General features: G+C 57.2%; 19 protein-coding genes. 16 read left to right on the forward strand and 3 right to left on the reverse strand.

The features are described from left to right. Positions 1 to 8: 8 nt before the first annotated feature. The gene (locus tag GT003_RS23355) at positions 9 to 1,784 is read left to right on the forward strand and encodes an O-antigen ligase family protein (RefSeq protein WP_161702430.1); all 1,776 of its coding nucleotides are present in this window, start codon (positions 9 to 11) and stop codon (positions 1,782 to 1,784) included. A gap of 71 nt (positions 1,785 to 1,855) precedes the next feature. Further along, positions 1,856 to 2,311, forward strand: a complete 456-nt coding sequence (locus GT003_RS23360; protein WP_161702432.1) for a DinB family protein — start codon at positions 1,856 to 1,858, stop codon at positions 2,309 to 2,311. A 42-nt stretch (positions 2,312 to 2,353) separates the two neighbouring features. Here the strand turns inward: GT003_RS23360 and GT003_RS23365 are convergent, their stop codons facing one another. Next, positions 2,354 to 3,151 carry an AraC family transcriptional regulator gene (locus GT003_RS23365; RefSeq protein WP_161702434.1) on the reverse strand — a complete coding sequence of 266 codons (798 nt, stop codon included), beginning with the start codon at positions 3,149 to 3,151 and terminating at the stop codon, positions 2,354 to 2,356. Between the two features lie 167 nt (positions 3,152 to 3,318). On the opposite strand from GT003_RS23365, the gene GT003_RS23370 reads away from it, so the two are divergent. Continuing rightward, a complete protein-coding gene (locus GT003_RS23370) occupies positions 3,319 to 6,294 on the forward strand; it encodes a discoidin domain-containing protein (protein WP_161702436.1) in 2,976 nt (991 codons plus the stop codon). 215 nt (positions 6,295 to 6,509) lie between these two features. On the opposite strand, the gene GT003_RS23375 is transcribed toward GT003_RS23370, so the two are convergent. After that, positions 6,510 to 7,340 carry a hypothetical protein gene (locus GT003_RS23375; protein WP_161702438.1) on the reverse strand — a complete coding sequence of 277 codons (831 nt, stop codon included), beginning with the start codon at positions 7,338 to 7,340 and terminating at the stop codon, positions 6,510 to 6,512. Between the two features lie 460 nt (positions 7,341 to 7,800). Here GT003_RS23375 and GT003_RS23380 point away from each other — a divergent pair, with 460 nt between their 5' ends. Then, positions 7,801 to 8,343, forward strand: a complete 543-nt coding sequence (locus tag GT003_RS23380) for a protein phosphatase 2C domain-containing protein (protein ID WP_338045996.1) — start codon at positions 7,801 to 7,803, stop codon at positions 8,341 to 8,343. A 145-nt stretch (positions 8,344 to 8,488) separates the two neighbouring features. Then, complete coding sequence (locus GT003_RS23385; protein ID WP_161702440.1) at positions 8,489 to 8,995, forward strand: P-loop nucleotide/nucleoside kinase family protein; 507 nt, start codon at positions 8,489 to 8,491, stop codon at positions 8,993 to 8,995. Here the strand turns inward: GT003_RS23385 and GT003_RS23390 are convergent. Continuing rightward, a complete protein-coding gene (locus GT003_RS23390; RefSeq protein WP_161702442.1) occupies positions 8,992 to 9,897 on the reverse strand; it encodes a LysR family transcriptional regulator in 906 nt (301 codons plus the stop codon). The genes GT003_RS23385 and GT003_RS23390 overlap by 4 nt on opposite strands. A gap of 149 nt (positions 9,898 to 10,046) precedes the next feature. On the opposite strand from GT003_RS23390, the gene GT003_RS23395 reads away from it, so the two are divergent. The 11 genes from GT003_RS23395 (at position 10,047) to GT003_RS23445 (ending at position 24,875) form a co-directional block, all read left to right on the forward strand. Beyond that, the gene (locus GT003_RS23395) at positions 10,047 to 11,306 is read left to right on the forward strand and encodes an amidohydrolase (protein WP_161702444.1); all 1,260 of its coding nucleotides are present in this window, start codon (positions 10,047 to 10,049) and stop codon (positions 11,304 to 11,306) included. A 4-nt stretch (positions 11,307 to 11,310) separates the two neighbouring features. Then, positions 11,311 to 12,552, forward strand: coding sequence for an amidohydrolase family protein (locus tag GT003_RS23400; protein WP_161702446.1), 1,242 nt, complete (start codon positions 11,311 to 11,313; stop codon positions 12,550 to 12,552). 770 nt (positions 12,553 to 13,322) lie between these two features. After that, on the forward strand, positions 13,323 to 14,102 hold the full coding sequence (locus GT003_RS23405; protein ID WP_161702448.1) for a nitroreductase family protein: 780 nt from the start codon (positions 13,323 to 13,325) through the stop codon (positions 14,100 to 14,102). A gap of 239 nt (positions 14,103 to 14,341) precedes the next feature. Then, on the forward strand, positions 14,342 to 15,373 hold the full coding sequence (locus tag GT003_RS23410; protein ID WP_161702450.1) for a LacI family DNA-binding transcriptional regulator: 1,032 nt from the start codon (positions 14,342 to 14,344) through the stop codon (positions 15,371 to 15,373). A gap of 165 nt (positions 15,374 to 15,538) precedes the next feature. Next, a complete protein-coding gene (locus GT003_RS23415) occupies positions 15,539 to 17,911 on the forward strand; it encodes an alpha-L-rhamnosidase-related protein (protein ID WP_161702452.1) in 2,373 nt (790 codons plus the stop codon). A 26-nt stretch (positions 17,912 to 17,937) separates the two neighbouring features. Beyond that, on the forward strand, positions 17,938 to 18,897 hold the full coding sequence (locus tag GT003_RS23420; protein WP_161702454.1) for an ABC transporter permease: 960 nt from the start codon (positions 17,938 to 17,940) through the stop codon (positions 18,895 to 18,897). Between the two features lie 30 nt (positions 18,898 to 18,927). Continuing rightward, complete coding sequence (locus GT003_RS23425) at positions 18,928 to 19,800, forward strand: carbohydrate ABC transporter permease (RefSeq protein WP_161702456.1); 873 nt, start codon at positions 18,928 to 18,930, stop codon at positions 19,798 to 19,800. A gap of 143 nt (positions 19,801 to 19,943) precedes the next feature. Continuing rightward, a complete protein-coding gene (locus tag GT003_RS23430; RefSeq protein WP_161702458.1) occupies positions 19,944 to 21,473 on the forward strand; it encodes an ABC transporter substrate-binding protein in 1,530 nt (509 codons plus the stop codon). 114 nt (positions 21,474 to 21,587) lie between these two features. Continuing rightward, complete coding sequence (locus tag GT003_RS23435; protein ID WP_161702460.1) at positions 21,588 to 23,435, forward strand: alpha-galactosidase; 1,848 nt, start codon at positions 21,588 to 21,590, stop codon at positions 23,433 to 23,435. Positions 23,436 to 23,444: 9 nt separating this feature from the next. Continuing rightward, positions 23,445 to 23,792, forward strand: coding sequence for a cupin domain-containing protein (locus GT003_RS23440; protein ID WP_161702462.1), 348 nt, complete (start codon positions 23,445 to 23,447; stop codon positions 23,790 to 23,792). A 63-nt stretch (positions 23,793 to 23,855) separates the two neighbouring features. Next, positions 23,856 to 24,875 carry a Gfo/Idh/MocA family protein gene (locus tag GT003_RS23445; RefSeq protein ID WP_161702465.1) on the forward strand — a complete coding sequence of 340 codons (1,020 nt, stop codon included), beginning with the start codon at positions 23,856 to 23,858 and terminating at the stop codon, positions 24,873 to 24,875. Positions 24,876 to 25,040 lie beyond the last annotated feature (165 nt).

A 25,040-nucleotide genomic window follows, 5' to 3' on the forward strand; every position in this document is an offset into this window, starting at 1 on the left:
ATATTCCTATGTTGAAACGTTCTAGCGTCCGCGCCATGCCGTTCGAGACCGTCCTGCTGGCTTTGTTCTTGGCTTGCGGTCCTTTCGTACGCGGTTTTATTTTTGAAAACGAGCTCATGATCGGGGCTGCGGCGGGCTCGATCGGTTACTTGGTTTGCATCATGCGGGGAAGGGCGATGCATGACCGCCTGCTGTACGTTCTGTTGGCGTTAACGGTTATTTACGGAGCCGGCATCGGCTACGGCGCCGACCACCGCGAGGCACTGACCGCATTCGTTCGTACCGCGTTGCTGATTCCAGTGTATGTCTTCGCGTTATCCGTGCCGCGGATCGCGATGGAACGGATCTGGACGCTCTTCGTGACTTTGACGGCGCTGTCAGTTCCGCTTTCTATCGTGACGGGGCGCATCGTCGACGGGAGGCTGGCGGGGTTCATAGATTACGCCAATGCGTATGCAATTTTACTTCTGCTCGCGCTTCTGCTTGCGTTTGCGCTGTCCCTGGGCGAACAGACCTTTCCGTATGCCCGGTGGCTGCAGCTTGCAATTTTCTTCTGCGCCGGCGGCCTCTACCTGACGGAATCCCGGACGGTGCTTGCCTTGACGTCCGCCGCTTTTGTGTTTCTTTACGCGTGGAGCAGGCGAAACAACTTCCCGCTTTGGCTGCGTTCTTTCACGAACGCGATGCTGGGCATTGCCGCAGGAGCAGCCTATGAATGGTCGCCCTGGCTCGCCATTCCGGCAGCTGTTGTATGTGCGCTCGGCTATTACGCTTCCGACGCGCTCTTGTCAAAGCGCGCTGCGCGCTTTGCTCTAACCATTATCGCGCCCATGCTGGGCATCGCGGCGGCAGCCGTCGGCTCCGGGATGGCCAGTCGTTGGAGCACGGCGCTTTTGCGCACGGGAGAGGGATTTACGAGGCTCGTATATTATGGCGACGCATGGTCCATGTTCTTGGATTCGCCGATTTGGGGTTTCGGAGCAGGCGCTTGGAGTGCCATGCAGTACCGCTACCAGTCGGCTAGTTATTTTACCGCCTACGTGCACAGTCAGCCGCTGCAAGTCATGATGGAGACGGGACTCATAGGCTTGACGCTCTTCGCCGCCGCGTGCGCGGTGCTTATGGTTCGAGGCATTTTGGCGGCGAAGCGTAAAGGAGGCCGGGAAGGGTTGTTCGACCGAGTCCTGCTGCTTGCCATGGGAACGCTGCTGTTGCACGGACTGACCGATTTTTCGTTGTCGTTTCCGTATTTGCTGGGCCTCTTGCTCGTGTTAGGCGCGGCGGTCGGGAGCGAACCGTCCGGGGCGGCAGCGCCGGTGCCGAGACGCAGGACCTTGCTAAAAGTCTCAGCTGGCTTATTGGCGTCCGCAACATTGGCGGTTTCCGTCATGTTGTTCGTATCCGACCGGTTCCAAGCGGCCGCCGAGCACGCTATCGCTGAGAATCGTAAGGCGGATGCTGTACGTCAGCTAGATCGGAGCGCGGCTTGGGCAATCGTTCCCGATCGAGTTCAGGACCGCAAAGCCCGGTTGTACCTCGCCGAATACGAGGCCGGAAAGGACGCTCGATACTTAGAAGTAGCCCGCGGCGAGAACACGAAGGCTTTGTCGGAACAGCCGGATCAAATGTGGTACAGGAAGCTGCGCAGCGATATTGCCTGGCTGGAAGGTGACAAGGACGCATCGTTGCGTGAACTGCGCGACTTGACGGAGCAGAACCGCTTCATGACCAGATGGCGAGAAGAACTGAAGGAGAAGGAAGCCGAACAATACGAAAATCGGTAAATTAATAAGACCATTCAAAAGTTATAATTTGTTGTATAAGGAATCGATGAGGCGAAGAGGGGGAAACCGAAATGAAGACGATCAAGCGCATGATGGACCACCTGTATTGGGCGGACGGACGCATCTTGGACGCGCTCGCGGAGAGCGGGACGAAGGACAAGGACCTGCTGAAGCTGGTTCGGCACGTCGCGGTCGCGGAACGAGTCTGGCTGTCCCGATTGCAGGGCAAGGGCAGCGCGCAATATTCCTTGTGGGAGGAAACGGAGGATCTGACGGAGCTCCGGACGATGTTCGAGGAGAACGCCGAGCACTATCGCGTCTATATCGAAGGGCTCGGGGAATCCGAGCTGGACGAGATGATCGACTATGCGAGCTTGAACGGGGCTCCGTTCCAAACGTCCGTCAGGGATATCCTGTCGCAGGTCCTCTTGCACGGGCAATATCACCGGGGCCAGATCAACCGGGCGCTTCGGATGGAGTCGGCAGAGCCCGTCCAAGTCGATTACATCACGTTCGCGAGGCTCTAGCAGAGCCTATCGTTCGGAGACAGCCCCGCCGAGGGGCTTTTTTTATTGATTGCGGAACTGCCTGGGCGACATGCCGTACCGCGCCCGGAAAAGCCGGTGAAAGTAACTGTAGTTATGAAATCCGACCGACTCCGCGATCGATTCCAGGCTTAGATTCGAGAATTCGATTTGGGTGCAGGCGTAGCTGAGCCGTGTCTGATTCGCGTATTCGGTGATGGTTAGATTGTAGGTTTTCTTGAAGAGATGCACGATCCGGGTGACGCTGAGCCCGACATGGTCGGCGATATCCTGCAGTTTGAAAGGAGTCGTTACGTTCTTGTCGATGAAATGCTTGATGAGATACGCGGCGTCGAAATTGCTGGAGCTGCGCGTCGGCTTCATGACCTGGTTCAGCATGCGGTCCAAGTAGGTGCAGAGCGCCTGAAGGAGGTAAGGGGCCATATCTTGGCCCGGCTCGCGTTCCGCGATTTTCTCCGAAATAAGCAGCTTCCAGAGCGTCAGCAGCCCTTGCTCCAACGCGATGTTCGCGATCGGCGCCCTAGTCTGCTTCGCCCACCATTCGTCCAGCCAGGGGCCCCTGCAGAAAACGTAGTAATCCGCGCTCAGACAACCGAACGGCGATTGCCCTTCAGCGCCAGCATCGACGACGGTCTCGCAGGGCATGCCCGGTTCGCAAAGGATCAGATCCCCGGCCCGAACCGTCTCCGACCTGCCGCCGATGTCGGCCCTGCACGCGCCTTCTACTTGAAGACGAATGAAATAATAGGGAAATTCTTCGGAAATTTTGCTGCGTTCCGCTTTGTCATGAATGGAATATTTCGCATGAAGGACTTCAATCATCGTCATACCACCCGGCGTTTAGTGTGTTCTTGAAGTGTAGCAGAGCCGTTCTTCACGACCAAATCGTGCAGAAAGTAGACCAGAACGTTCATTTTTCGACAGGGGATTTCGTGATAAAGTCTATATGAATACGCTTTCAAATACTAGATGAAACGGGGAAAATCGTAATGAAGCAGAAGTTGGTTTACTTGCTCTTGTGTTTGTTGATTGCGTCGATTGCCGGCGTATCGACGGTTTCGGCCAGCGTGGGCGGAACAACCTCGGAAGGCACGGACATGCATGTCGTATCGGGCGGCGCCGTCTATCGGTACGGCCCTTCGATCATGAAGCATGCGGACGGCACGTACGATGCGTGGTACTGCTCGCCGGGCATTGACGTGTGGACGCCTCAATTCACGGCTGCCGGAACGCATGCGCCGGTTCAAATTTCGGGCACGGACGTGGCCGCGCAGAAGTTTTACGTGAACCATTCGTTCCAAACGATCGGGATAACGACGCCGAGCTGGGGCAACAGCATCGGCAATCTGACGATCAATCTATACAAGTGGAATACGGATTACGCCACCACGATCGCGGGAACTCCCGTGGCAAGCGCCACGAATACGAATTTTCCCGACAACGTCAATTTCACCTTGACCTCGCCTGCCTCCCTGACTGCCGGCAGCTACTTATGGGCGGCTTCGGGCGGCACCGAAATGGTCGGCGTTTGGAAATACACCGGCAGCAGCAAGCCGAACAACGTGAACTATTTCAACGGTTCCGTCGTATCGGGCGACTACGAAATGAACGTCTTCAACCATATGTGGGATGTCATTAACCACAAGTCCTCGACGAACGGCACGACCTGGACGAACGACAACGTCGTAATGACGCCGACGGTAGACTCGCGCGATACGTATTCGAACTGCGACCCGGGCGTCATTAAATTCGGCGGCTATTATTACATCGGCTACACGTCCACGGAAGATGACCGCGGCACGAGCAATGACGTCTACGTCGCGCGCTCCACGTCGCCTACGGGTCCTTGGGACAAATGGAACGGTTCCGGCTGGGGCGGCAATCCGCAGCCATTCATCACGTACAACGAAGCCAGCAACCGTTACGGGGCAGGCGAACCGAGCTTCGTGCTCGTCGGCACGACGCTCTACGTTTATTACACGTGGTTAGGTCAAGATGCGAGCGGCAATCCGACGAACTATACGAAAGTCGCCACCGCCGATTCGACCAATGCCAATTGGCCGGGGGCGCTGACGGACCATGGCGTGGCGATCGACAAATCCAAACTGGACGGCTCCGATTCCGCGGACATCAAATATATCGATACGTACGGCAAGTTCGTCGCGCTGACGACGGCTAGACGATTCGGTCCGAGCGCATACGTGCAAATGTACGAATCGACCGACGGCTTGACGTTTTATCCGTCCAACATGACCGTCGACTATATCAAGCCCTACTCCCATAACGGCGGGCTTAGCGGGACGGAGACCGGGCATATCAATCTGTCGGACAATAACTTCCTGGCGTATGCCTACGGGGCGCAATGGGCCAATTGGAACACGTTCCAAAACCCGGTGACGTATACCAATGACAGCAAGCCGGCCGCGCCTAGAATCTTCAGCGCTTATCCGGCCGGCGGCAGCGTTCGCCTAGATTTTATGACGAACACGCAGGCAGCCAGCTACAAAATCAAATACGGGACGAGCAGCGGCAGCTACGCGACGACGCTGACCGGCATTACGGCGAGCCCGTATACCGTAACGGGATTGACCAACGGCACGAAATATTACTTCTCCGTCACGGCCACGAACGCGAGCGGCGACAGCATCGCGTCGGAGCAGGTATCGGCGATTCCGCAAAATTACGCGAACGCGGCGATCGCAAGCGCGGCGGCTTCCTCGCAGCTGACGGGGAATGAAGCTTCCAAATCGATCGACGGCAATATGCTCACCACGTACTCCAGCGTCGGCCATTCCAGCGATACGGCTGCGGAATGGATCTCCTATGATTTAGGGTCGATGAAGTCCATCGGACGCATTACGATCTCGCCAAGACAGCGGGATATGCTTGCTGGACCGAGATTCGGCAAAGACTTCAACGTACAAGTCAGCAGCGACGGCGGCAATTGGTTCGACATCGACTACCAGACGCAAATGTACGCGTTCACGGACAGCGATTCGTATACCAAGACCGCCATCCAGCTCAATCAGCCCGTCAGCGGCCGCTACATCCGCTTGTACGCGACGAAGCTGAACGCCGACGAGTATAACAATTCGTACCTGCAAATCGGCGAAGTGAAAGTGGAATCGCTGCCGTTCGCCGCGACGGCGAGCACGACCAATACCGGTTGGGATGCGAACAAAGCCATCGATGGCGACCAAGGAAGCTCGACCGGCGTCTATTCCAGCCAATTATCGGCAACTAGCGCCAGCACGCAGTGGCTGTCGATCGATCTGGGAAGCGCGCAGCCGGTAACCGGCTTCAATGTCAAGCCGAGAGATGCGGGACTCGCCTTCCCCGTCGACTTCAAGCTGCAATCCAGCACGGACGGATCGACGTGGACGGACATCCCGGGGCAGTCGTATACCAACTACGCCAATCCCGGAAGCACTCTGCAGGCCTTTAAATTCTCGAGCGCCGTCAATGCGAGATATGTCCGCTTGTACGCGACGAAGCTTGGCAGCGACGGAGCCAATTACGCGCTGCAGGTCGCGCAGGTTTACGTCGTCAAGAATCCGCTCGTCACGATGACGGCCTCATCCGGCTTGACCGGCTGGGAGGCAAGCAAAGCCGGAGACGGCAACGTCGAGACGATCTGGTCCAGCGTCGGTCATACGACGGCGAATGCAACGGAATGGATCCAAGCCGACTTGGGTTCGGCCATGAACGTCAGCAGCATCCGGTTGATTCCGCGCGCCGGCTATTCGTTCCCGTACGCGCTCAAGATCGAATCCAGCACGGACAACGTCAATTGGACCGCCGTTCCGGGTCAAAGCTACAACAATTTCTTCGATCCGGCCATGGCGAACATCGTGGACAATACGTCCGCGAAGCCGCTGTTCGATTTCCGCAAAATCATCAACGCGCGGTACATCCGCGTGACGGGCACGACGCTTCGCTCCGACGGTACCAATTACTACTTCTAGTTGAGCGATTTCATCGTTAATCCGTAATCGAATTGCTTAGCGTATCGCACCAGCGAGGGCGCATCCTTTCGGAGATGCGTCTCGTGTTAATGGATGCTGAATCGATATGAATCGTGTAGCCTGCGGCTGGGATCGCAAAGGATATCGTTCAACGAAGACGGAGAATAGAAGAGACCTGCGCCTCGGAGGCGCAGGTCTCTTCGTTATTCCGCGGATTACATCGAATAGTACGATAACCCGCCGACGACCGCGTAGGTCGAAGAAGCTTCCACCCGGTATGTTCCTGCCGGCTGGCCGCTAGCGAGCGTAGTGCTCAGCGAGCTGCTCTGTCCCGGCGCGAGGTAGGCCGACGTTCCGCCGACGTAGGTGCTGCTCGATCCGGAAACCCGGTACAAGGAGAAGTAGATATACGTGCTGCTAGTCGAGCTCGTGTTCGTAAAGCCGGAACTGAGCACGATATTGCCCGCCGACAACGATTGCGTATACGTTTGGAAGAACGCCGGCGTCGAGACGCCTTTGGTCGCTTGGGCGGTTTGGCCGGTGGCATTGCGGGCCACGACCTTGATCGAGTACGACCGGCTAGGCGTCGCGGACAACGAATAACTGGTCGAGGTCGTCGTCGTATAGAACGCGCCGTCGACGTAGAGATCGTATTCGACCGCGTTGGAGGCGCTCCAGCTCACGTTGATGGAGTTGTACGTCGCGGTGGCGGAAATCACGGGCGCCGACGGACAGCCGAGCGTCGTAACGGGATACGTGGACGTGCTTCCGTACGAGCCCATGCCCTTGACATCGAAATAATACGTCGTGCACGGGCTCAGTCCCGTGATCGGATAAGTGCTCGTGTAGGCGGTAGACGTGAAGAACGCGCCGTTCTTATAGATCTGTACCGCGTATTCTCCCGATTCCAGCGTCCAGCCCAGCGTGAGGGAATTGCTCGTGACGTTCGACGTGGTAGCGTACATGGCCGCGTTTGCGCTTAATGCGGGAACAAGGGACAGGACAAGAGCCAGACTCAGGACGAACTTTAACATCCTTTTTTTCATGATTACACCTTCCTTTTCGGGTTTTGTTAATGCCGGATTACCAGTGCGTCTCCTATCGTCCCCCTCTCCGAAATTCCCTTAGATTGGCGATTCCCCGTGATATTACCATCCCGGGGAGCGCGGCGGCAACCATGGATTTTGCCAATTCCTATAAAAAAGGCTGTCCCTATGGCAAGGGACAGTTACAAATCCGATTATCGGCCGCGATTCGGAGAAGGAACCGGCTCCGTCAGGTTACGTTAGGCGAACGATCACGCTAATAGAGTCGTAGAAATAGCGTTGTAGAGTAGGAGCGGAAGTCGCGCTCGCGGGCATGCAGCGCAACCATTGATTGTATTTTGCGTCTAGGTTACGGTTGGGAATTTTCGGTTCGATTCGGTTGCGACCGTCATTCTTCGGGATGTCCGCCTGGAATCGCAAACACGTGCGCGAACGAGACAAGCGAGAACGGAGTGACAGATTGAATATAACTTACGAGAAGACCTCGTATAAAGGCGTCGGCTTGCTTAACGAGGATGCCGTCATATTTCGTCCCCAAGCCAATCTGTACGGCGTCGTGGACGGCGTATCCTCATTGGTCCCCTATCGGAACGCCAAAGAGGAAACGGGCGGTTTTATTGCGGCGAATCTGGTGAAAACGCACTTTGAATCTTTTTCCGTTCCCGATTCCCGAACTCTATTGGACCGCATGGTTGAAGCGAACGATCGTTTAAGGGAACAAATGGTTCTCGAACAGATCGATTTGGAGAAAAAAGCAGAGCTATGGGGAGCGGCGGCTGCAGTCGTTCGCGTTCAAGCGGACGGCGTGGCGTTCATTCAGACCGGCGATTGCATGATTCTGGCCGTGTACGACGACGAGGTTCGTCCTTTGACGAGGAGACAGGTGTCTCAACTGGAAGCTCCCGCATTCGCTATGTGGCAGGAAGGCGTAACCGGAGGCTTGAAAACCCAGAAAGAGCTTCACGACACCGTTATCGATACCGCAAGAGCTGATCGAGCTTGAAGAAAACGATCCCGAGTGCATTCGCTATACCCGCTTCAAGAAATCGGACGACAAGACCGCGATGGCGATTCATTTTTAAGCGAGCTCCACTGGGGCGGCGAAGGCACTTGGCTGTTATACGCGTAGTTTGAAGGAGGCGAGTTGAATGCTCTATATTTTTGGCGGGCTGCCGGGCACGGGGAAGAGCACGTTGTCGTCGGCATTGGCGAAAATGTTAAAGGCCGCGTATCTCCGTGTCGATATCGTGGAACAGGCGATGCGGGATGCCGGCATGGGAATTGACGGACCCGAGGGTTACATGGTGTGTTACGCGTTGGCTTCGCAGCAGCTCCGGCTCGGTCTGGACGTCATTGCAGATACGGTCAATCCCATCCTTGCAACGCGTCAAGCTTGGCGCGGCGTGGCAGAGTCGCTCGAGATGCCGTTCGTGGAAATCGAAGTGATATGCTCGGACAACGATGAACACAGGCATCGCATCGAAACGCGTGAAGTCGATATTCCCCGCTTGGTACTGCCGACATGGGAACAGGTCGTCAATCGACACTACGATGCCTGGGACCGGGATCGCATCGTCATCGACACCGCCAACCGAACGGTGGCAGAATGCTTGCAAACGCTGATCGAGTTGTCAGGTCGGGAGCGGAACCGCTAATCCGGATGAGCGGCTCCCTCCATCGCTTCTTGCAAGAAGTCGATAAAGTGCTGCGCGGTTTTGGACAAGCGGTGATTTTTCAGCCATATTAACCCCACCGGGGAAGTCATTTCCGTCGAGCCGGAACCGGAAATTCGGCGTGCGCGTATCGCATGCCCTTTGTGGCGTCGCAGCAGCGTTTCCGGAACGATCGACGCGCAGAAGCCGGAGGACACCAGATCCATGAGCAGCACGATATCGGAACATTCGCCAACGATGCGAGGGGACAGGTGGAAGCGGGAAAATGCCTCCGAAATCAAATAATGCACGCCTAACCCCTGCGTGCTCGGCAGCAGGAGAGGCTGGTGCTCAATGTCCGCAAGCGATACTTCATTCCCGTACGGCTGCCGGTTCTTGGAAGTAATCAAGTAGAACGGTTCGCTGTAAAGGTGAAGCACCGAAAAATCATCCAGCCCGAGCGGCAAACGAATGAAGGCCAGCTCGACCTCCCGGTCTCTGACTAACCGGCATAGATGAGCGGACTCGTTCTGTTGAATTTTATACGTGACCTTCGGATAGTGCTGCTGAAATTTCAGCAGAATCTCGGGCAGCTCGGCAACCGAGAACGTATTTACGCCCACCGTCAGCCTCCCGTTTACCCCGTTACCGACCTCCTTCACTTCCATTTTGGCTTCTTCCATCAATTGATCCATTTGCAGCGCATACTTATACAAGGCTTTTCCAGCTTCCGTGACCTCGATATATTTTCCCGACCGTTCCACTAGTTTGGCTCCGAGTTCCGTTTCCATCGCTTTCAAAAGCTGGCTGATCGGCGGTTGGGAGAGAAAGAGTCTTCTCGCGGCAGCCGAGATGCTCCGTTCCTCCACGATCGCGATAAAATAGCGAAGCTGTCTAATGTCCATGGGCGTAATGCCACCTCTTCCTATATGAAAAACCTTCGTAAAACGAATGATTTATATATTTTTCGTTTGGTTTTACTCATGATAGCATAGGTGTACGGAACGTCGGAAACTACCCGACAGAATGAACGCATACGGAAAGGCGACGGACGATGCAGGAAGCGTATTGGTTGAGGAACGTTCGTTTGGAAAACGGGCATTCGACGGAAAACGGTTCCGTCACGGGGACGACAACGGGACTGTATCATCTGCGGATCGAGAACGGCGCGATTGCAGCAATCGCTCCCGCAAGCGAGTCGACGCATGAGGCAAACCTCGGCGAAACGATAGCATCCGGAGCGCTGCCGACTCTTGATGCGCGGGGCTTGCTCGCGCTGCCGTCGTTCGTGGAGAAGCATGTCCATTTGGACAAGACGCTGCTCGGCGACCGCTGGCGGCCGGTTCGTCCGGCATCTACGATATTCGAGCGTTTCGAGATCGAGAAGAACGCGCTGCCCAAGCTGGCCACCACGATGAAGGAGCGTGCCGAAGCGCTACTCGGCATCCTGCTCCAGGCCGGTTCAACGCAGGTTCGCACGCATGTCGACATCTACCCCGAGGTCGGACTTCGACACTTGGAGGCCGTGCAGGAAGCCATTGCCTCTTTCGAGGGCAAGATGGCTGTCGAGATCGTCGCCTTTCCGCAGCACGGACTGCTGCGATCGCAATCCGCCGGACTTATCAGGGAAGCGCTGAAGCGGGGCTGCGGCTTGATCGGCGGCGTAGATCCGGCAACCGTGGACGGCGACATGGAACGATCGCTGCAGCAGATGATGGAGCTGGCCGTGGAAGCGAACGCGGATGTCGATTTGCATCTGCATGACGGCGCCAGCGTGGGACTAGCGACGATCAAGCGGCTCGCGCAATTAACGGAGGAAGCGGGCTGGCAGGGACGCGTATCGATTAGCCATGCATTTGCTCTTGGCGACATGGAGGGTCTCGAGGCGGACGACATGGCGCAGCTGCTGGCAAGTCGCGGCATCGCGATCATCACGAGCGTGCCGATGGGACGCGCGATCCCTCCGGTTCCCTTCCTTCATGCGAAGGGCGTGCCGGTCGCGGTCGGCTGCGACAACATTTTCGATTCGTGGTCGCCGTTCGGCAACGGCGATATCCTCGAACGGGCGGGCCGCTTGGCGGAACGGTTCGGGAGAAGCACGGAGCAGGCGCTGGCCGATACGCTCCGCTTCATTACGGGAGACCGAACGCCGCTCGATCCGAACGGGCGGCAAGCATGGCCGGAGCCGGGGGACGAGGCGAGCATCGTATTCGCGGAAGCGAGCTGCTCGGCGGAGGCGGTTGCCAGAAGAGCGAACCGTCCCGCGATCATGTACAAAGGAACGATCGTATCCGGATCGCTCGAGAGAGGGTGAGGGCATGAACCATTCGGCGTATTGGCTGATCAACGTTCGTTTGGAAAGCGGCTACGGCTATGAGCAGGGCAGGATCGTCGAAACCCATGCGGAGATCTGTCATATCCGCGTGGAGGACGGCAAAATCGCGGCGATCTCGGATTCCGGCAGCCGGCCGAACGACGGCCTTCCGCAGTATGACGCGGCGGGGCTTCTCATGCTGCCGGCTTTCAAGGAAATGCACATTCATATCGATAAAACCTACTACGGCGGGCCGTGGCGGGCGGTTCGTCCGATCGCCAGCATTTTCGAGCGGTTCGCGGAGGAACGCGAGCTGCTGCCGCAGCTGCTGCCGACGGCGCGGGAGCGCGCCGAAAACATGCTCGGCATGCTGGTCGGATACGGCTCGACCCATGTCCGGACCCACTGCAATATCGACCCGGTCGTCGGCTTGCATAACTTGGAGGCCGCCATGCGGGCGCTCGAGACGTTCTCGGGCAAGCTGACCCACGAGGTCGTCGCTTTCCCGCAGCACGGACTGCTCCGCTCGGATGCGATCGGACTTGTTCGGGACGCCATGAGCCATGGCGCCACCCATGTCGGCGGGGTCGATCCGGCAAGCGTGGACGAGAATATCGAGAAGTCGCTGCAGACGATCATGGACATCGCCGTTCAAGCGAACGCGGGCGTCGACATCCATATTCACGACCGCGGCGAGCTTGGCCTGGCGACGATGCACCGGCTTGCGGATCTGACGGAACAAGCCGGTTGGCAGAACCGGGTGACCGTCAGCCACGCGTTCGGCTTCGCGGGCGCTGTCGAAGCCGCCGCCGCGGAATTAGCCGAACGGTTTGCGGGATTAGGCATATCCGTCGCCTCGACGGTTCCGATCGGAACGATGATCATGCCGATTCCCATGCTGCGGGAGAAAGGGGTCAACGTCGAGCTGGGCAACGACAGCATTACCGATCATTGGTCCCCGTTCGGCATCGGCGATTGCCTGGAGAAAGCCGGCCGGCTCGCCGAGCTGTACCGGTATGCCGACGAACGCTCGCTGGCGGAGGCGCTGGGATTCATCACGGGGGGCGTGCTGCCGCTGGATGCCAATGGCAAGCGCGTATGGCCCGCGGTTGGCGATAAGGCCGACGCCGTCCTCGTGCAGGCGAGCTGCTCCTCGGAAGCGGTAGCGCGGAGAGCGAAGCGCGAGGCGGTATTGTTCGGCGGCGCGGTCGTTGCCGGATCGCTGGCAGGTGCGCCCGCTCGGTAGATTATCGGATTGTCCATGCACCTGAGCTTGATGAATAGAATCCATCGCAAACATGCAATGCAGAAGCGCATATGCAGAATGGCAAACTCAAAATGGTAAATGCAAAATGGCAAACGCAGAATGACAACGCAGCAACGTAACAAAAGACCCCAACGCTCCAGGCGTTGGGGTCTTTCGGAATGTCGAGAAATGAATATCGTCTGGTTGCCGATTGGAAATGCAAGCGATTATCGTCATCCTTGGGCGAAAATGAACCTAAACCTAAGTGTCCTAAACGCTAACGATTGTACGGATCGCTATTCGGCTCAAAATGCCCATTTTATATCGCTAATGGTTGCCAGGAGGCTTATTGCTACATTTTCCCGTATAAATAAACTCCTGTTCGTCTAATAACGTCTGTCAGAAGCGTTAGCTTTTTTGCAGCCCTCTTTTCGGAGGAATAGGCACTGTGATAAGCGTTAGGCGATCGGCGACAGCCCGAATTAGGACCGTCTGCAGCTCGTCGTCCACGATAGCCGCGTTGTACATAGAGGATGTCTCCTTTTCCGATTGAATGCGCTGTTAATGCTAAGTGCAGCGAATTCGAATCGCCCGCGATACAGCAAATATTTCGAATCCTGATACGGATTGCGACCGCGGATCCGCCGCCTCGCGAGGAATGATCTACCAACGCGCAGGGATACAAATGCCCCTCCCGGTCGGCTACAATTAGGAAGGCATTTTAACTATCGAGCCGATCACGCTTAAGTGACGAAAAGGAGTTATTTTCTATGGAATTCAACGATGTTATCAACGGCCACAGATCCATAAGAGAATACGAGGATCGGGAAGTCGGTCAAGACCTGCTGGGTCAAATCCTGGAAGCCGGCATCCGTGCTTCCTCAAGCGGGAACATGCAGTCCTATTCGATTATCGTGACGAGAGACCAAGAATTGAAGAACAAGCTGTACGCGGCCCACATGGAGCAGTCCATGGTCGTGGATGCCCCCGTGCTGTTGACGTTCTGCGCGGATTTCAACCGCATGCGCAAATGGCTGGCGCTCCATGATGCGCCCGTTCATTTCGATAATTTCATGAGCTTCATGATCGGCGCCATCGACGCCACGCTGGCCTCGCAGAACTGCGCGCTCGCCGCGGAGAATGCCGGACTGGGCATCTGCTACATGGGCTCGACGCTTGCCAACTGCGATCAAATCGGCAAGCTGTTGAACCTGCCGCCGAACGTCGTGCCCGTGGTCGGCTATTCGTTGGGGTACCCCGCAGAGAATCCTCCCCTTCGCGACCGGCTGCCGAAGCGAGCGCTCGTACACGAGGAGCAGTATCGTGACTACTCGGATGAAGACATCTTAGATCTCTATAGCGAGCGTAACGAAAAGGGCTGGAAACGCTACATGGACATCCCCGAGCTGAAGGAAATGACGGAACGGTTAGGCTTGCAAAACCTCGCTCAAATCTATACCCGGGCCAAATACACGAAGGAATCCCATCTCGAATTCTCGCAGACCGTGCTGAATTATCTCGAATCGCAAAATTTCATGAAGAATTCGTAACGATGAGGCCATAGAGGCCGGACTTACGGGTGCTGTAACCGGATTAAACCGCGATATGCACCTATTTATGAAGATGGAACCGGCGACGGAACGGCCCTAGGGCTGTTCCGCGTTTTATCGTCAGCGATACGATTCGCATGCCGGCTCGTTCGAAAAAAAAGTGTTGCATGCGCTTTCATAGTTGGAATATAATGAGACCCATGGAACCGAAAACGTTTCGGATCGAAAGGAGCACGCGGTTGACTACCATTAAGGATTTGGCCCACTATGCCGGCGTCTCCGTCACCACCGTCTCCAGAGCGTTGAACGGCTACTATGACGTCAATGAAGAGACTCGCCGGAAAATCATACAAGCAGCCAAGGAGCTGAACTATCGGCCTAACGTCCTTGCCCGCAGCTTGGTTACGAAGAAATCGCGCTCCATCGGCGTCATTTTATCGGAAATCAATCGCGCCGGAGCCAAGGATGCGCTGGCATTCGAAATTTTGTGCGGCATTAACGACCGGGCGTCGGAGTTGAATTACGAGATCATGCTGTTCAGCACCAACCCGAAGAAGCAGATTTCCAAGTCTTACGGCGATTTATGCAAGGAACGCAACGTGGACGGCGCGATCATATCGGGCTTGCGAGTGAATGATCCTTATTTGCAGGAAGTCACGAACGATACGAGCTTCCCTTGCGTGCTGATCGACATTCCGGCCGAAGGAAGCAACGTAGGCCACGTAACGACCGATAACGTCGCCGGAGCCGCGAAAGCCGTCACGCATCTGATCGAGCAAGGCCACCGCCATATCGCGATGATCAACGGCCATAATGACGCCGCCGTCAGCAAGGACCGGCTGGCCGGTTACCGCAAGACGCTCGAGGCGCACGGAATACCGTTCGTTCCGGAGCTCGTGTTTAACGGGGACTTCTCCGAAGAGGGCGGTTCGGACGCGATGTACCGGATCATGCTGCATTATCCGGAAGTGACGGCAGTCTTCTCGGCAAGCGACTTGATGGTGCTCGGAGCGCTGCGGGCCGTGGAGCGGAGCGGGCGGAAAGTGCCGGACGCGTTATCGATCGTGGGCTACGACGACATTGCGATCGCCTCGTATTCATCGCCCAAGTTAACGACGATCCGCCAAGACAGGTACGAGATGGGGTATCAGGCGGCTCAGCTGCTGATCGACTTGCTTGAAGACAGGCATGTAAACCATAAGATCGTGCTGAATAATGAGTTGATGGTTCGCGAAAGCACGGCGCCCCTGAGAAGAGACAGCAAGAGCTAGCGGCACGGCGCTTTTTTACGCGCATTTACCAAAACGTTTCCGGTCGTTGAAAGCGCTTAATAGAACAGATGTAAGCATTTTATTCAATATAGGCTTCGCATTATTTTTTTGATCATGATCCGAAACGTTTCGGGATTACGCGACATCTTGGAGGAGGCAAAGGATATGCTTCAAATCATGCCTGACAATCCGTTCGAACTTCAGCTTGGACCGATACTGGGCCCTTATCATGAAAGACGGGACACGAAGGGCTTATCTTGGCAGGACCTCTATATTTGCGCCGGCAACCGAACTTATTTGGTCGGAAGCCAGAACGGGGGCTTTCCCGATTTCGGGCATCACGTGAAGCTCGAGATGGGCGGACTGTGGCTGCACCCGATCAAGCTTCTCGACGGCTTCTGGCTGCATATCGCCGATCGCGAAGGCGGAGCCGCTTCGGACGGTTCAACCGCCATGTGGCTCACGGAATCCGACTCGTTCCACAATTATCCGTTCTACAACGAGCATCGGTACCGGCTCGAGCCGCTTGAGCTCGAGGTCGTGCGACGTCAATTCTGCCCGGACGATGAAGAGGGCATCATCGTGACCTATATTCTCCGCGATTTGAGCGGCCGCGGCCGCAGCTTGGACCTCAAGATGCTGGTGCGTACCGACCTCAGTCCCGTGTGGTTCTCCGAAGGCAACGGCATCGAGGACGGCATGGACGAAGGGCGCATAGACAAGGCATGCGGACTCTTCCTTGCGAAGGACGAACGCAATCCGTGGCATGTGGTCGTCGGCGCTGATCGACAGAGCTCGGGAGGCGCTGTCGGAAGAGAAATGTTCGGTCCGCATTGGACGTCTGGCAGGGGCATCGGCGGATCGCTGGTTTACGAGAACGTATCGATTCCGGCAGTCGGCTCCGAGGCGATCCATTTTTATATGGCGGGATCGAACCGCTCCGAGCAAGAGGCGCTGCAAACCTTCGCGAAGCTCCGCGATCACCGCGCGCAGCTCTGGGAGGTCAAGCGCGACAGGTACGAGGCGATCGCCGATCGGACCGTCGTGAGCATACCCGACAAGCACGTGCAGAAGGTGTTCGATTGGGTGAAGTTCCATAACGACTGGTTCGTCCGGGAAGTGCCGGGCATCGGCCGCGGCATGGGCGCCGGTCATCCGGAATATCCGTGGTGGTTCGGCTGCGACAACAGCTATACGCTGCTCGGTCTGCTGCCCGTCGGCGGACTTGCGATGGCGCAGGAGACGCTGTCGCTCGTCTTGAAGGCGTCGGAGGAAGCGAACGGCAACGGACGGATCATCCACGAGCTGTCGACGAGCGGACTCGTCGCCAATCCGGGCAACACGCAGGAAACGGCCCATTTTATCCAATGCGCATGGGAAGTGTTCCGATGGACGGGAGACATCTCGTTTCTGCGAAGCGTCTATCCGGCGGTGAAGAAAGGGTTGTCCTGGCTGCTCGAGGACATGGATCCGGACGGCGACCTGCTGCCCGAAGGCTACGGGATAATCGAGATCGAGGGCCTGAACGTCGAACTGATCGACTCTGCGGCCTACACGTGGTCCGCGCTGCTCGCGGGCGCCCAAATGGCCGAACTGTTCGGCGAAGAAGAAGTGCGGGCGCGGTACGAGCAGCTCGCGGCACGCCTCGGGGAGAAGATCAACCGCGAATTGTGGATCGACAAGGAAGGGCTGTATGCCGACGCGATGGCGCCGGCAGGCAAGATCGAGAGCCGGATCGACATTTATATCGAGCGGGCGCAAGCTTTCGGCGCGCTGGACGCCGTCGGCGATCTCGAGGCGATCAAGGCCGAGCTGGCCGGACTCGATCCGGCATGCGAACGGCCCTGGCTGTTCAAGAATTGGGTCATCAACACGCCGATGGAGACCGGTCTCTCTCCGCGGAAGCAGGCAGTCAGAGCGTTGGAGCGCATGGCAACCGAGGAATTCACGGGTCCCTGGGGCACGTATCTGTCGGGCATGTACCGCGATCAGATGATGACGATCTCGACGGGCGTGCAGGCGGTCGCCGAAGCCCGGTACGACCGGATGAACGAATCGCTGCGGATGATCCGTCTCATCGCCTCCACGTTCAACAAGCGCCTTCCCGGATCGATCTCGGAAATGTCGCCGGATTACGGCTGCTTCGTGCAGGCCTGGACGAACTACGGCATGACTTGGCCGCTGATGACGTTCATGTTCGGCATCAAGCCAGCCGCCTATCGGAAGGAATTAACGCTGCGGCCGCGTTTCCCGGACGGCTGGAACGACATGTCGGCGAAGCGGATTCAGCTCGGCCTGGGCGAATGCGCGAATACGCTGGATATCGAGGTCGTCCGTTCCGAGGGCGAGGATGTGTGCCGCTTCGAGCTGGAACAGCCGGGCTGGTCGGTTACCTTGGACGTGCTGCAGCCGGCGGACGGCACCTGCTTCGTCACGCTCGACGGCGAACCGGTCACGGCAGAGGCGCGTGACGGATCGATCGTCGTGGCCATCGCGAATGCAGGGAAACACGAGCTGCGGGTTAGCCGGACCAGCTAATCGCGATCAGGAAGGGGAGTGTTAGCATGAAAAGCATCGAGACGTCCGTCCGTCCCGCGGCCGGCAAGAAACGGAACGCGTTCATGGTCGAGATGAAACGGAATTATCCGTACTACCTCATGATGGTGCCTGCCGCGTTGATCATGTTCGTGTTTTCCTATTTGCCTATGCCGGGCATGATCGTGGCGTTCCAGGATTTCAATTTCGTCGATAAGTTCAAAAGCCCGTTCGTCGGCTGGGATAACTTCAAGTTTTTCTTCACGAGCTCCTATGCGTACCGGACGACCTTCAACACGATCTTCATCAATTTGAACTATCTCGTCTGGACGACCTTCGTCAGCGTGCTCTTCGCCATTCTCTTGAACGAAATCCGGTCGAAGCTGGCGACGAAATTTTATCAAAACATGATGTTCCTGCCCTATTTCTTCTCGGCCGTCGTCGTCGGCAAGCTCGTCACGGACATCGTGTTCTCCGACCAGAACGGCATTGCGAACCAGATCATTCATTTGTTCGGGCATGAGCCGATCGTCTGGTCTCAGGTATCGGGACCGTGGGGCTGGATCATTATCGGCACCCACATCTGGAAGACGGCCGGCTATTCGTCCATCATCTACCTGGCCAGCATCGCCGGCATCGACGATCATTTGTACGAAGCGGCCTCGCTCGACGGCGCCACGCGCTGGCAGCAGATCCGGACGATTACCTTGCCGATGCTCACGCCGGTCATCATCATCATGACGCTTCTTAGCATCGGCGGCATGCTGCGCGGCGACTTCGACACCATCTACTCGATCGTCGGCGATAACGGATTGCTGTTCGCGCATACGGACGTCATCGACACGTACATTTTCCGCGCGATCAAACAGGCCGCCGATTTCGGGCCGACCGCTGCCGTAGGCTTGTATCAATCCGTGGTGGGCTTCATCCTGGTATTCGGTTCGAATGCGCTGGTGAAGCGATATAACAAGGACAGCGCGCTGTTCTAATCGTGCCGGAAGCGGAAAGGAAGGGTTTCGATGCATAAGCGTTCTCCCAGCGAGCGGATTGCACAGCTATTCATTCATCTGATCCTGTTTGCATTCGCCGTGTGCTGCATATATCCATTTATCGTGACGTTCATGGTCTCGCTCAGCAGCGAAAAAAGCATTCTCTTCAACGGCTATCAACTGATTCCCGAACAATTCTCGACGCTGGCGTACCGCATGGTGTTTCAAAACCAATTCATCTATACCGGCTACGGCGTATCCATCCTGGTCACGGTCGTCGGCACGCTGCTGTCCCTGTTCATCTGCGGCATGGCCGGGTATGCGATGTCCATCCAACGCGTGCGATATCGGAACGTCGTCGCCATGTTCTTCTACCTGCCGATGATCTTTAACGCCGGCACGCTGCCCTGGTATCTTGTCTGCACGCAGTTCCTGCATTTGCAGAACACCGTCTGGGCGCTTATCGTGCCGCTGCTCGTATCGCCTTTCAACGTGTTCCTGATGCGCAACTATTTTGCGACGGTTCCGGCCTCGCTGGTCGAATCGGCGGAAATCGACGGCTGCGGCGTGATGAAGACGTTCGTCAAAATCATCATCCCGTTATCGAAGCCGATCATCGCGACCGTCGCGCTGTTCATCGGCCTCATGTATTGGAACGACTGGTCGAGCGCGCTGTGGTTTATCGATAACACGCACCTCTATCCGCTGCAATATATGCTTTACCGCATTAAATCCATCATGGACTTCGTTCGCCAGAACGGGGCCATGGGCGGCACGGACATGCCTGCGGCGACGTTCCAGGTGGCGACGTTATTCGTGACGATCGGCCCCATTGTCCTGCTATATCCGTTCGTTCAGCGTTATTTCGTCAAAGGCATCATGGTCGGCGCCGTCAAAGGGTAACTTTCATTCCGGCATTCATCTAATGCAAATTAGATTTTTGCGATAGCATCTCGCGCTTCATGCAAGGGGAACGTTTTTATACTCAACAACAGCGGTATAAAAACCCATTCACATCCGGCTGTTGACAAAGGGGAGAGACGGTAATGAAGAAGTTCAGGAAAATGTTTTTCGGTATGAGCATCGTCGCGGTGGCAGCTCTCGTGCTTTCGGGCTGCGGATCCAACAACGACAATAACGCATCGAACGGAAGCAATAACGGCGGCACCGCGGCATCCGATTCGAATGGCGGCAAGCCGAGCGCGGATGTCGTGAAGCTTACCGCCGTATTTCCGGGACAAGCGTCGACCGCGGCGCCGAACGTGCTCAAGGCGATCAACGACAAGCTGAAGGCGGACGGGCTTAACATCCAAGTCGACATCAAGTACATCGACGATTACTGGAACAAGCTGGCGCTCAGCATTGCGGGCAGCACGCAATACGATCTGGCTTGGGCGCACAGCAGCACGTTGTCCGATCTCGTCGCGAAGCGGGTCTACCAGCCGATCGACGACGAATTGAAATCCGAAGGTCCCGACCTGCTGGCGAATACGCCGGATTACGTGCTTAAGGGCGGCGCCATCAACGGCAAGCAGTATGCGATCGCCAGAGCGATTCCGATGACGGGCTTCAATAACGTGTTCGACATCCGCGGCGATCTGCGCGAGAAATACGGCATTTCGAAAATCACGACGCTCGACGGCCTGGAGTCGTATTTCGATGCCGTCCTGAAAAACGATCCGAGCATGTATGCGTTCGTCGGCTCCAATACGCAAGCGTTATTCCCGATCTATGCCAACTACTACTTCCCGATCGGCGACGGAGGCATGTATCCGGTATACGTCGATCCCGCCGATCCGGCGCACAAGGTGAAATCCTTCTTGGATACGCAAGCGTTCGCCGATATCGTGAACAAGAAGAAAGAATGGCGCGCAAAAGGCTATATTTCCGCCGACGCCTCCAAGCTTGACGACGCGGAAGCCGGGTTCGACAACGGCAAGGTTGCCGCCCTGGGCGCGAATATTTTCAGAGCCTCCGAGCGCGTGGACACGTTGACGAAGAACGTTCCCGGAGCGAAAGTCGAAACGGTATACCTGGAACCGGCGAAACGTTATATTTTCTCGGCCGGGGACAATATGCTGGCTGTTCCGAGCACGAGCAAGCACGTGAAGGAAGCCGTGGAATTAATGAACTGGATCAAGAAGGACCAAGCCAACTTCGATCTGTGGTCATACGGCGTAGAGGGCACGAACTATAAGCTGACCGACGGCTCCGTCGACACGAGCGGCATTGCCGATGCCGACAAATACAACACGAACGTATGGATGTGGAACGACCTTCGCCTTGCCCGCTTCTCGACCAACTACGCGAAGTCGGACATCGAGGAACTGAAAGCATGGGACGGCAAATCGGAAGTCAGTCCGTTCGTCGGCTTCACGCTGGACCAAAGCAAGATTAAATCCCAGATCAGCCAGATCCAAGCCGTCATGAACGAATACGGCGAGAACTTGGGCCTTGGGGTTACGGATATCGGCACCGTCAAGGACGAAATCATGAAGAAGATGAAGGCTGCAGGTTTGCAGGATGTCATCGACGAGACGCAGAAGCAAATCGATGCTTATTTGGCTGCGAAATAACAAGGCGGAATAGGCAGGAAGCGCGCCTCCAAAGCAGAAATCGGAAGCACCGCGGGTGTTGGCCGAGGATTGCTTCGGGGGAGCGCTTTTTGAAATAAGCGGAGGTGCAGCGAAGTGAAGAGGGTCAAGAACGGGCTGACACGCGAGCAATCGGCCGTTCAATGCGGGGCCGCCGGCGTTACGGAATATTGGACGGCGTTTACCTGCCTTGAATCCGAGGGCTGCGAGGTTCAAGAAGCGTTCAGTCTGGATGCGTTCGTCGGCGATTCCGCGGTGCGGGCCGTCTACTACGAAAGCGGCTGGGGCCGGGAGTACGCGCCCGTAACGGTGGAACTGAACGGCAAGCTGCGCATCGAGAACCGGAAAGGACGGTCGTCGGCCGACGTGCATCCGCTGCTTCTGGTGCATGGCCTGAGCGGGACGCTGTACGCCTATGCCGTCGCGTGGTCGGGCAATTGGACATTGGAGATCGAGCCGTCCGATTCCGGAGCCGGATTCACGGTACGAGGCGGGATGGCATCGGCGTCCGTCGCGAAGCGGCTGGATTCCGGAGAGACATGGTCCACGCCCAAAGTCATCGGAGCGGCTTCAAGGACGGGCTCGCTGAATGAAATCAGCGCCATGTACCATGCCTGGTACGAAGCCGTCATGCCGCGAAATGCCTTATCGGACTTGATGCCGGTGGAATGGAATCACTGGTGGGCGTACGAGGACAAGTCGATTAACGAGGACGTCTTCCTGCGCAACGCCGATCGGGCAGCGGAGATCGGCGTAGAGGTCTGCACGCTCGATGCCGGCTGGTTCGGCTCCGACGACGGGAGCGAGCATTGGTTCGACGTGCGCGGGGATTGGCATAAAGTAAATAGGGAGCGCTTTCCGAACGGAATCCGCTATCTGGCGGACTACGTGCACGGCAAGGGCATGAAGTTCGGTTTATGGTGCGAGATCGAAGGGCTTGGCGCGAAGGCGGACTTGTGCGCCGCGAATCCGCAATTCGTCGCGAAGCGCGACGGAGCGTTTCTCGGATATGTCTGCTTGGGCGGAGAAGAAGCGCGGCGATGGGCATACGATACGTTGGCCGGCATGATCGAGTCGTATGATTGCGACTGGATCAAGATCGATTTCAATCTCGATCCCGGCGAAGGCTGCGACTGCGACGATCACGGGCACGGCGCGCATGATGGTCTTTACGCGCATTACGAGGGGCTTTACGGCGTGCTGGAACGAATTCGCCTGCGGTTTCCCGAGGTCGTTCTGGAGAACTGCAGCTCGGGCGGCCAACGCACCGATCTCGGCATCATGCGGCACATGCACGTGAATTTCCTCAGCGATCCGGACTATTCCGAGCATCAGCTGCAGGTGTTCTGGGCGGCTTCGATCGTCCTGCCGCCGCGGCGCTGCCTGCACTGGGCGTGGTCGAATACGTGCGGGGACGGTTTCCCGGGCATGGATTTCGGCAGCGCGGAGCTAAGCGAGGCTGAATTCAAGTTCCATATGCGCGTCGCGATGCTGCATGCGACGGGATACTCGCATCCGCTGCCGCGGTATGGCGAGACTGCCCTTGCCACCATGCGGGAACAAATCGCGTTCTATAAAACGCATGTCCGCGATATCATTCGAGGCGGGACGTTCTATCGTCTGACGCCGCAAGCCGTTCGCGGCGGCAACGGCGCGGGATGGAACGCTTATTCGTACGTAAAGCCGGAGCGGGAAGAGGCGGCCTGCTTGTTCGTCTTCCGGCTCGAGCACGGCGAAGCCTCCACTTGGATCCGATTGGCAGGCCTTGCCGAGGAGCGGCTGTATGCCTTGAGGGACGCCGATACCGGAGGGGAGTTCGTTCGAACGGGCGCCGAGCTCATGAACGAGGGACTGCACTTCGATGATATGCAGCCGATCGAATCGCGGGTGCTGCTGCTGCTGCAGGCCTCGGCGTTCGAAAGCGGGCATGCATCCATTCTATAGGCGAGGTGAATGACGATGCCGGTTATCCGGGTAAAGGATCAGGGGCGTTTTCCGGACTGGAGCGAGATCAATCATTATGGCATTAATGATCTGAAGGTCGGCCAGCGAGTGCCGCTGCATTATCACGATTGCAACGAGTATTGGATTATCGTCAGCGGGCGGGGCATCTGCACGACGGAGGGCGATTCTTACGAAGTCGGTCCCGGCGACATGGTGCTGACCAGACAGGGCGACGAACATTCGCTCGTCGTGACGGAGGACATGGCGGCCGTTTATATATACGGCATTTTGCCTCCGGGGGGTTCGATCGGGTACCGTTACCGGGACAAGCCGCAGGAAGACGCGGCACGGCCCTAATACGAATGCGGGGACGGACGGGTTCGATCCTCCGTATCCGGCCATAGAAACGGAGCGTGAAACATGAAGGAGAAACTGAAACTGCTCCAAGCCGGCTTAGGCGGCCATGGAGGCGGCGTGGCGCGTCATTTCGTCCGTTGTTCCGAGGACTTCGAGCTCGTGGGATTGCTCGACCTGAACCGGGAAGCCTTGCAGGCGGCAGGAGCCGAATTCGGCATTCCGGAGGAGCGGCTGTATACCGATTACCGCGCCGCTGTAACGGAATCGGGCGCCGATGCGCTCCTGCTCGTCGTCATCTCGCCGGCGCACCACGAAATCGCCAAGTACGCGCTGCAGCAAGGCCTTCACGTCCTGATCGAGAAGCCGTTCACGCTGTCGCTCGCCGACGCGCGGGAGCTTGTGGAGTTGGCGGAGCAGCAACGCCGCAACATCATGATCAATCAAAACTATCGCTACGTTACGGCGGTGCTTACCTTGAAACAAGCCCTCTCGGACGCGTCGCTCGGGATGCCGTTGTTCGCGCAAGCCCACTTCTTCTGCAACCATGACGGGAAGCCGTACCAACGGGCGATGGACAACTACGCGCTGCTCGAAATGTCGGTTCATCACGTCGATATGATCCGCTTCCTATTGGATACGGATATCGTTGCCGTTAACGGCAGGACCTGGAACGATCCGGGCAGCGGCTATCAAGGCGACCCGCACGTGCAGGCCGCGTACGATACCGAGGCGGGCGTGCCGGTGTTCTATCTCAGCAGCCTGCTGGCCAAGGGGAAAGCCGACCCATGGGAGGGCGTTTGGCGCTTCCAGTTCCAGCGCGGAACGGTCCATCTCGCCGATATGGGCGAAGGTTATGGCGTGTACGTGACCGATGAGGAGCGGCAGGTCCGGAAGCTGGCTGACGCAGTTAACGGGAAGGACAGCATTCACGGGGTATTGGCCGAGTTCGCGGCTTCGATCCGCGAACGAAGGGAGCCGGCGATCTCCGGCGCGGACAATCTCCGCACGCTGGCAGCGCTGTTCGCGACGGCGGATTCCTCCCGGGAAGGCAGAAGGATTCGACTCCCCGCGATGCGCGCCTAAGGAAAGCATGACCCGCTATTCATCTCCCAAGGACACCTGAGAAGGTGTCCTTTTTGTCTTGCGATGGCAACCGAACATTTCATCTCCGCTGGTGGAATGACGCTATCGTTCTACCTCCTGCCTGTATACGTTAGTAGGGATGGAGACGAGAAGCTTCACATGGAA

It is taken from the genome of Paenibacillus sacheonensis (assembly GCF_009909195.1).
GTDB classification, from domain to species: domain Bacteria; phylum Bacillota; class Bacilli; order Paenibacillales; family Paenibacillaceae; genus Paenibacillus_Z; species Paenibacillus_Z sacheonensis.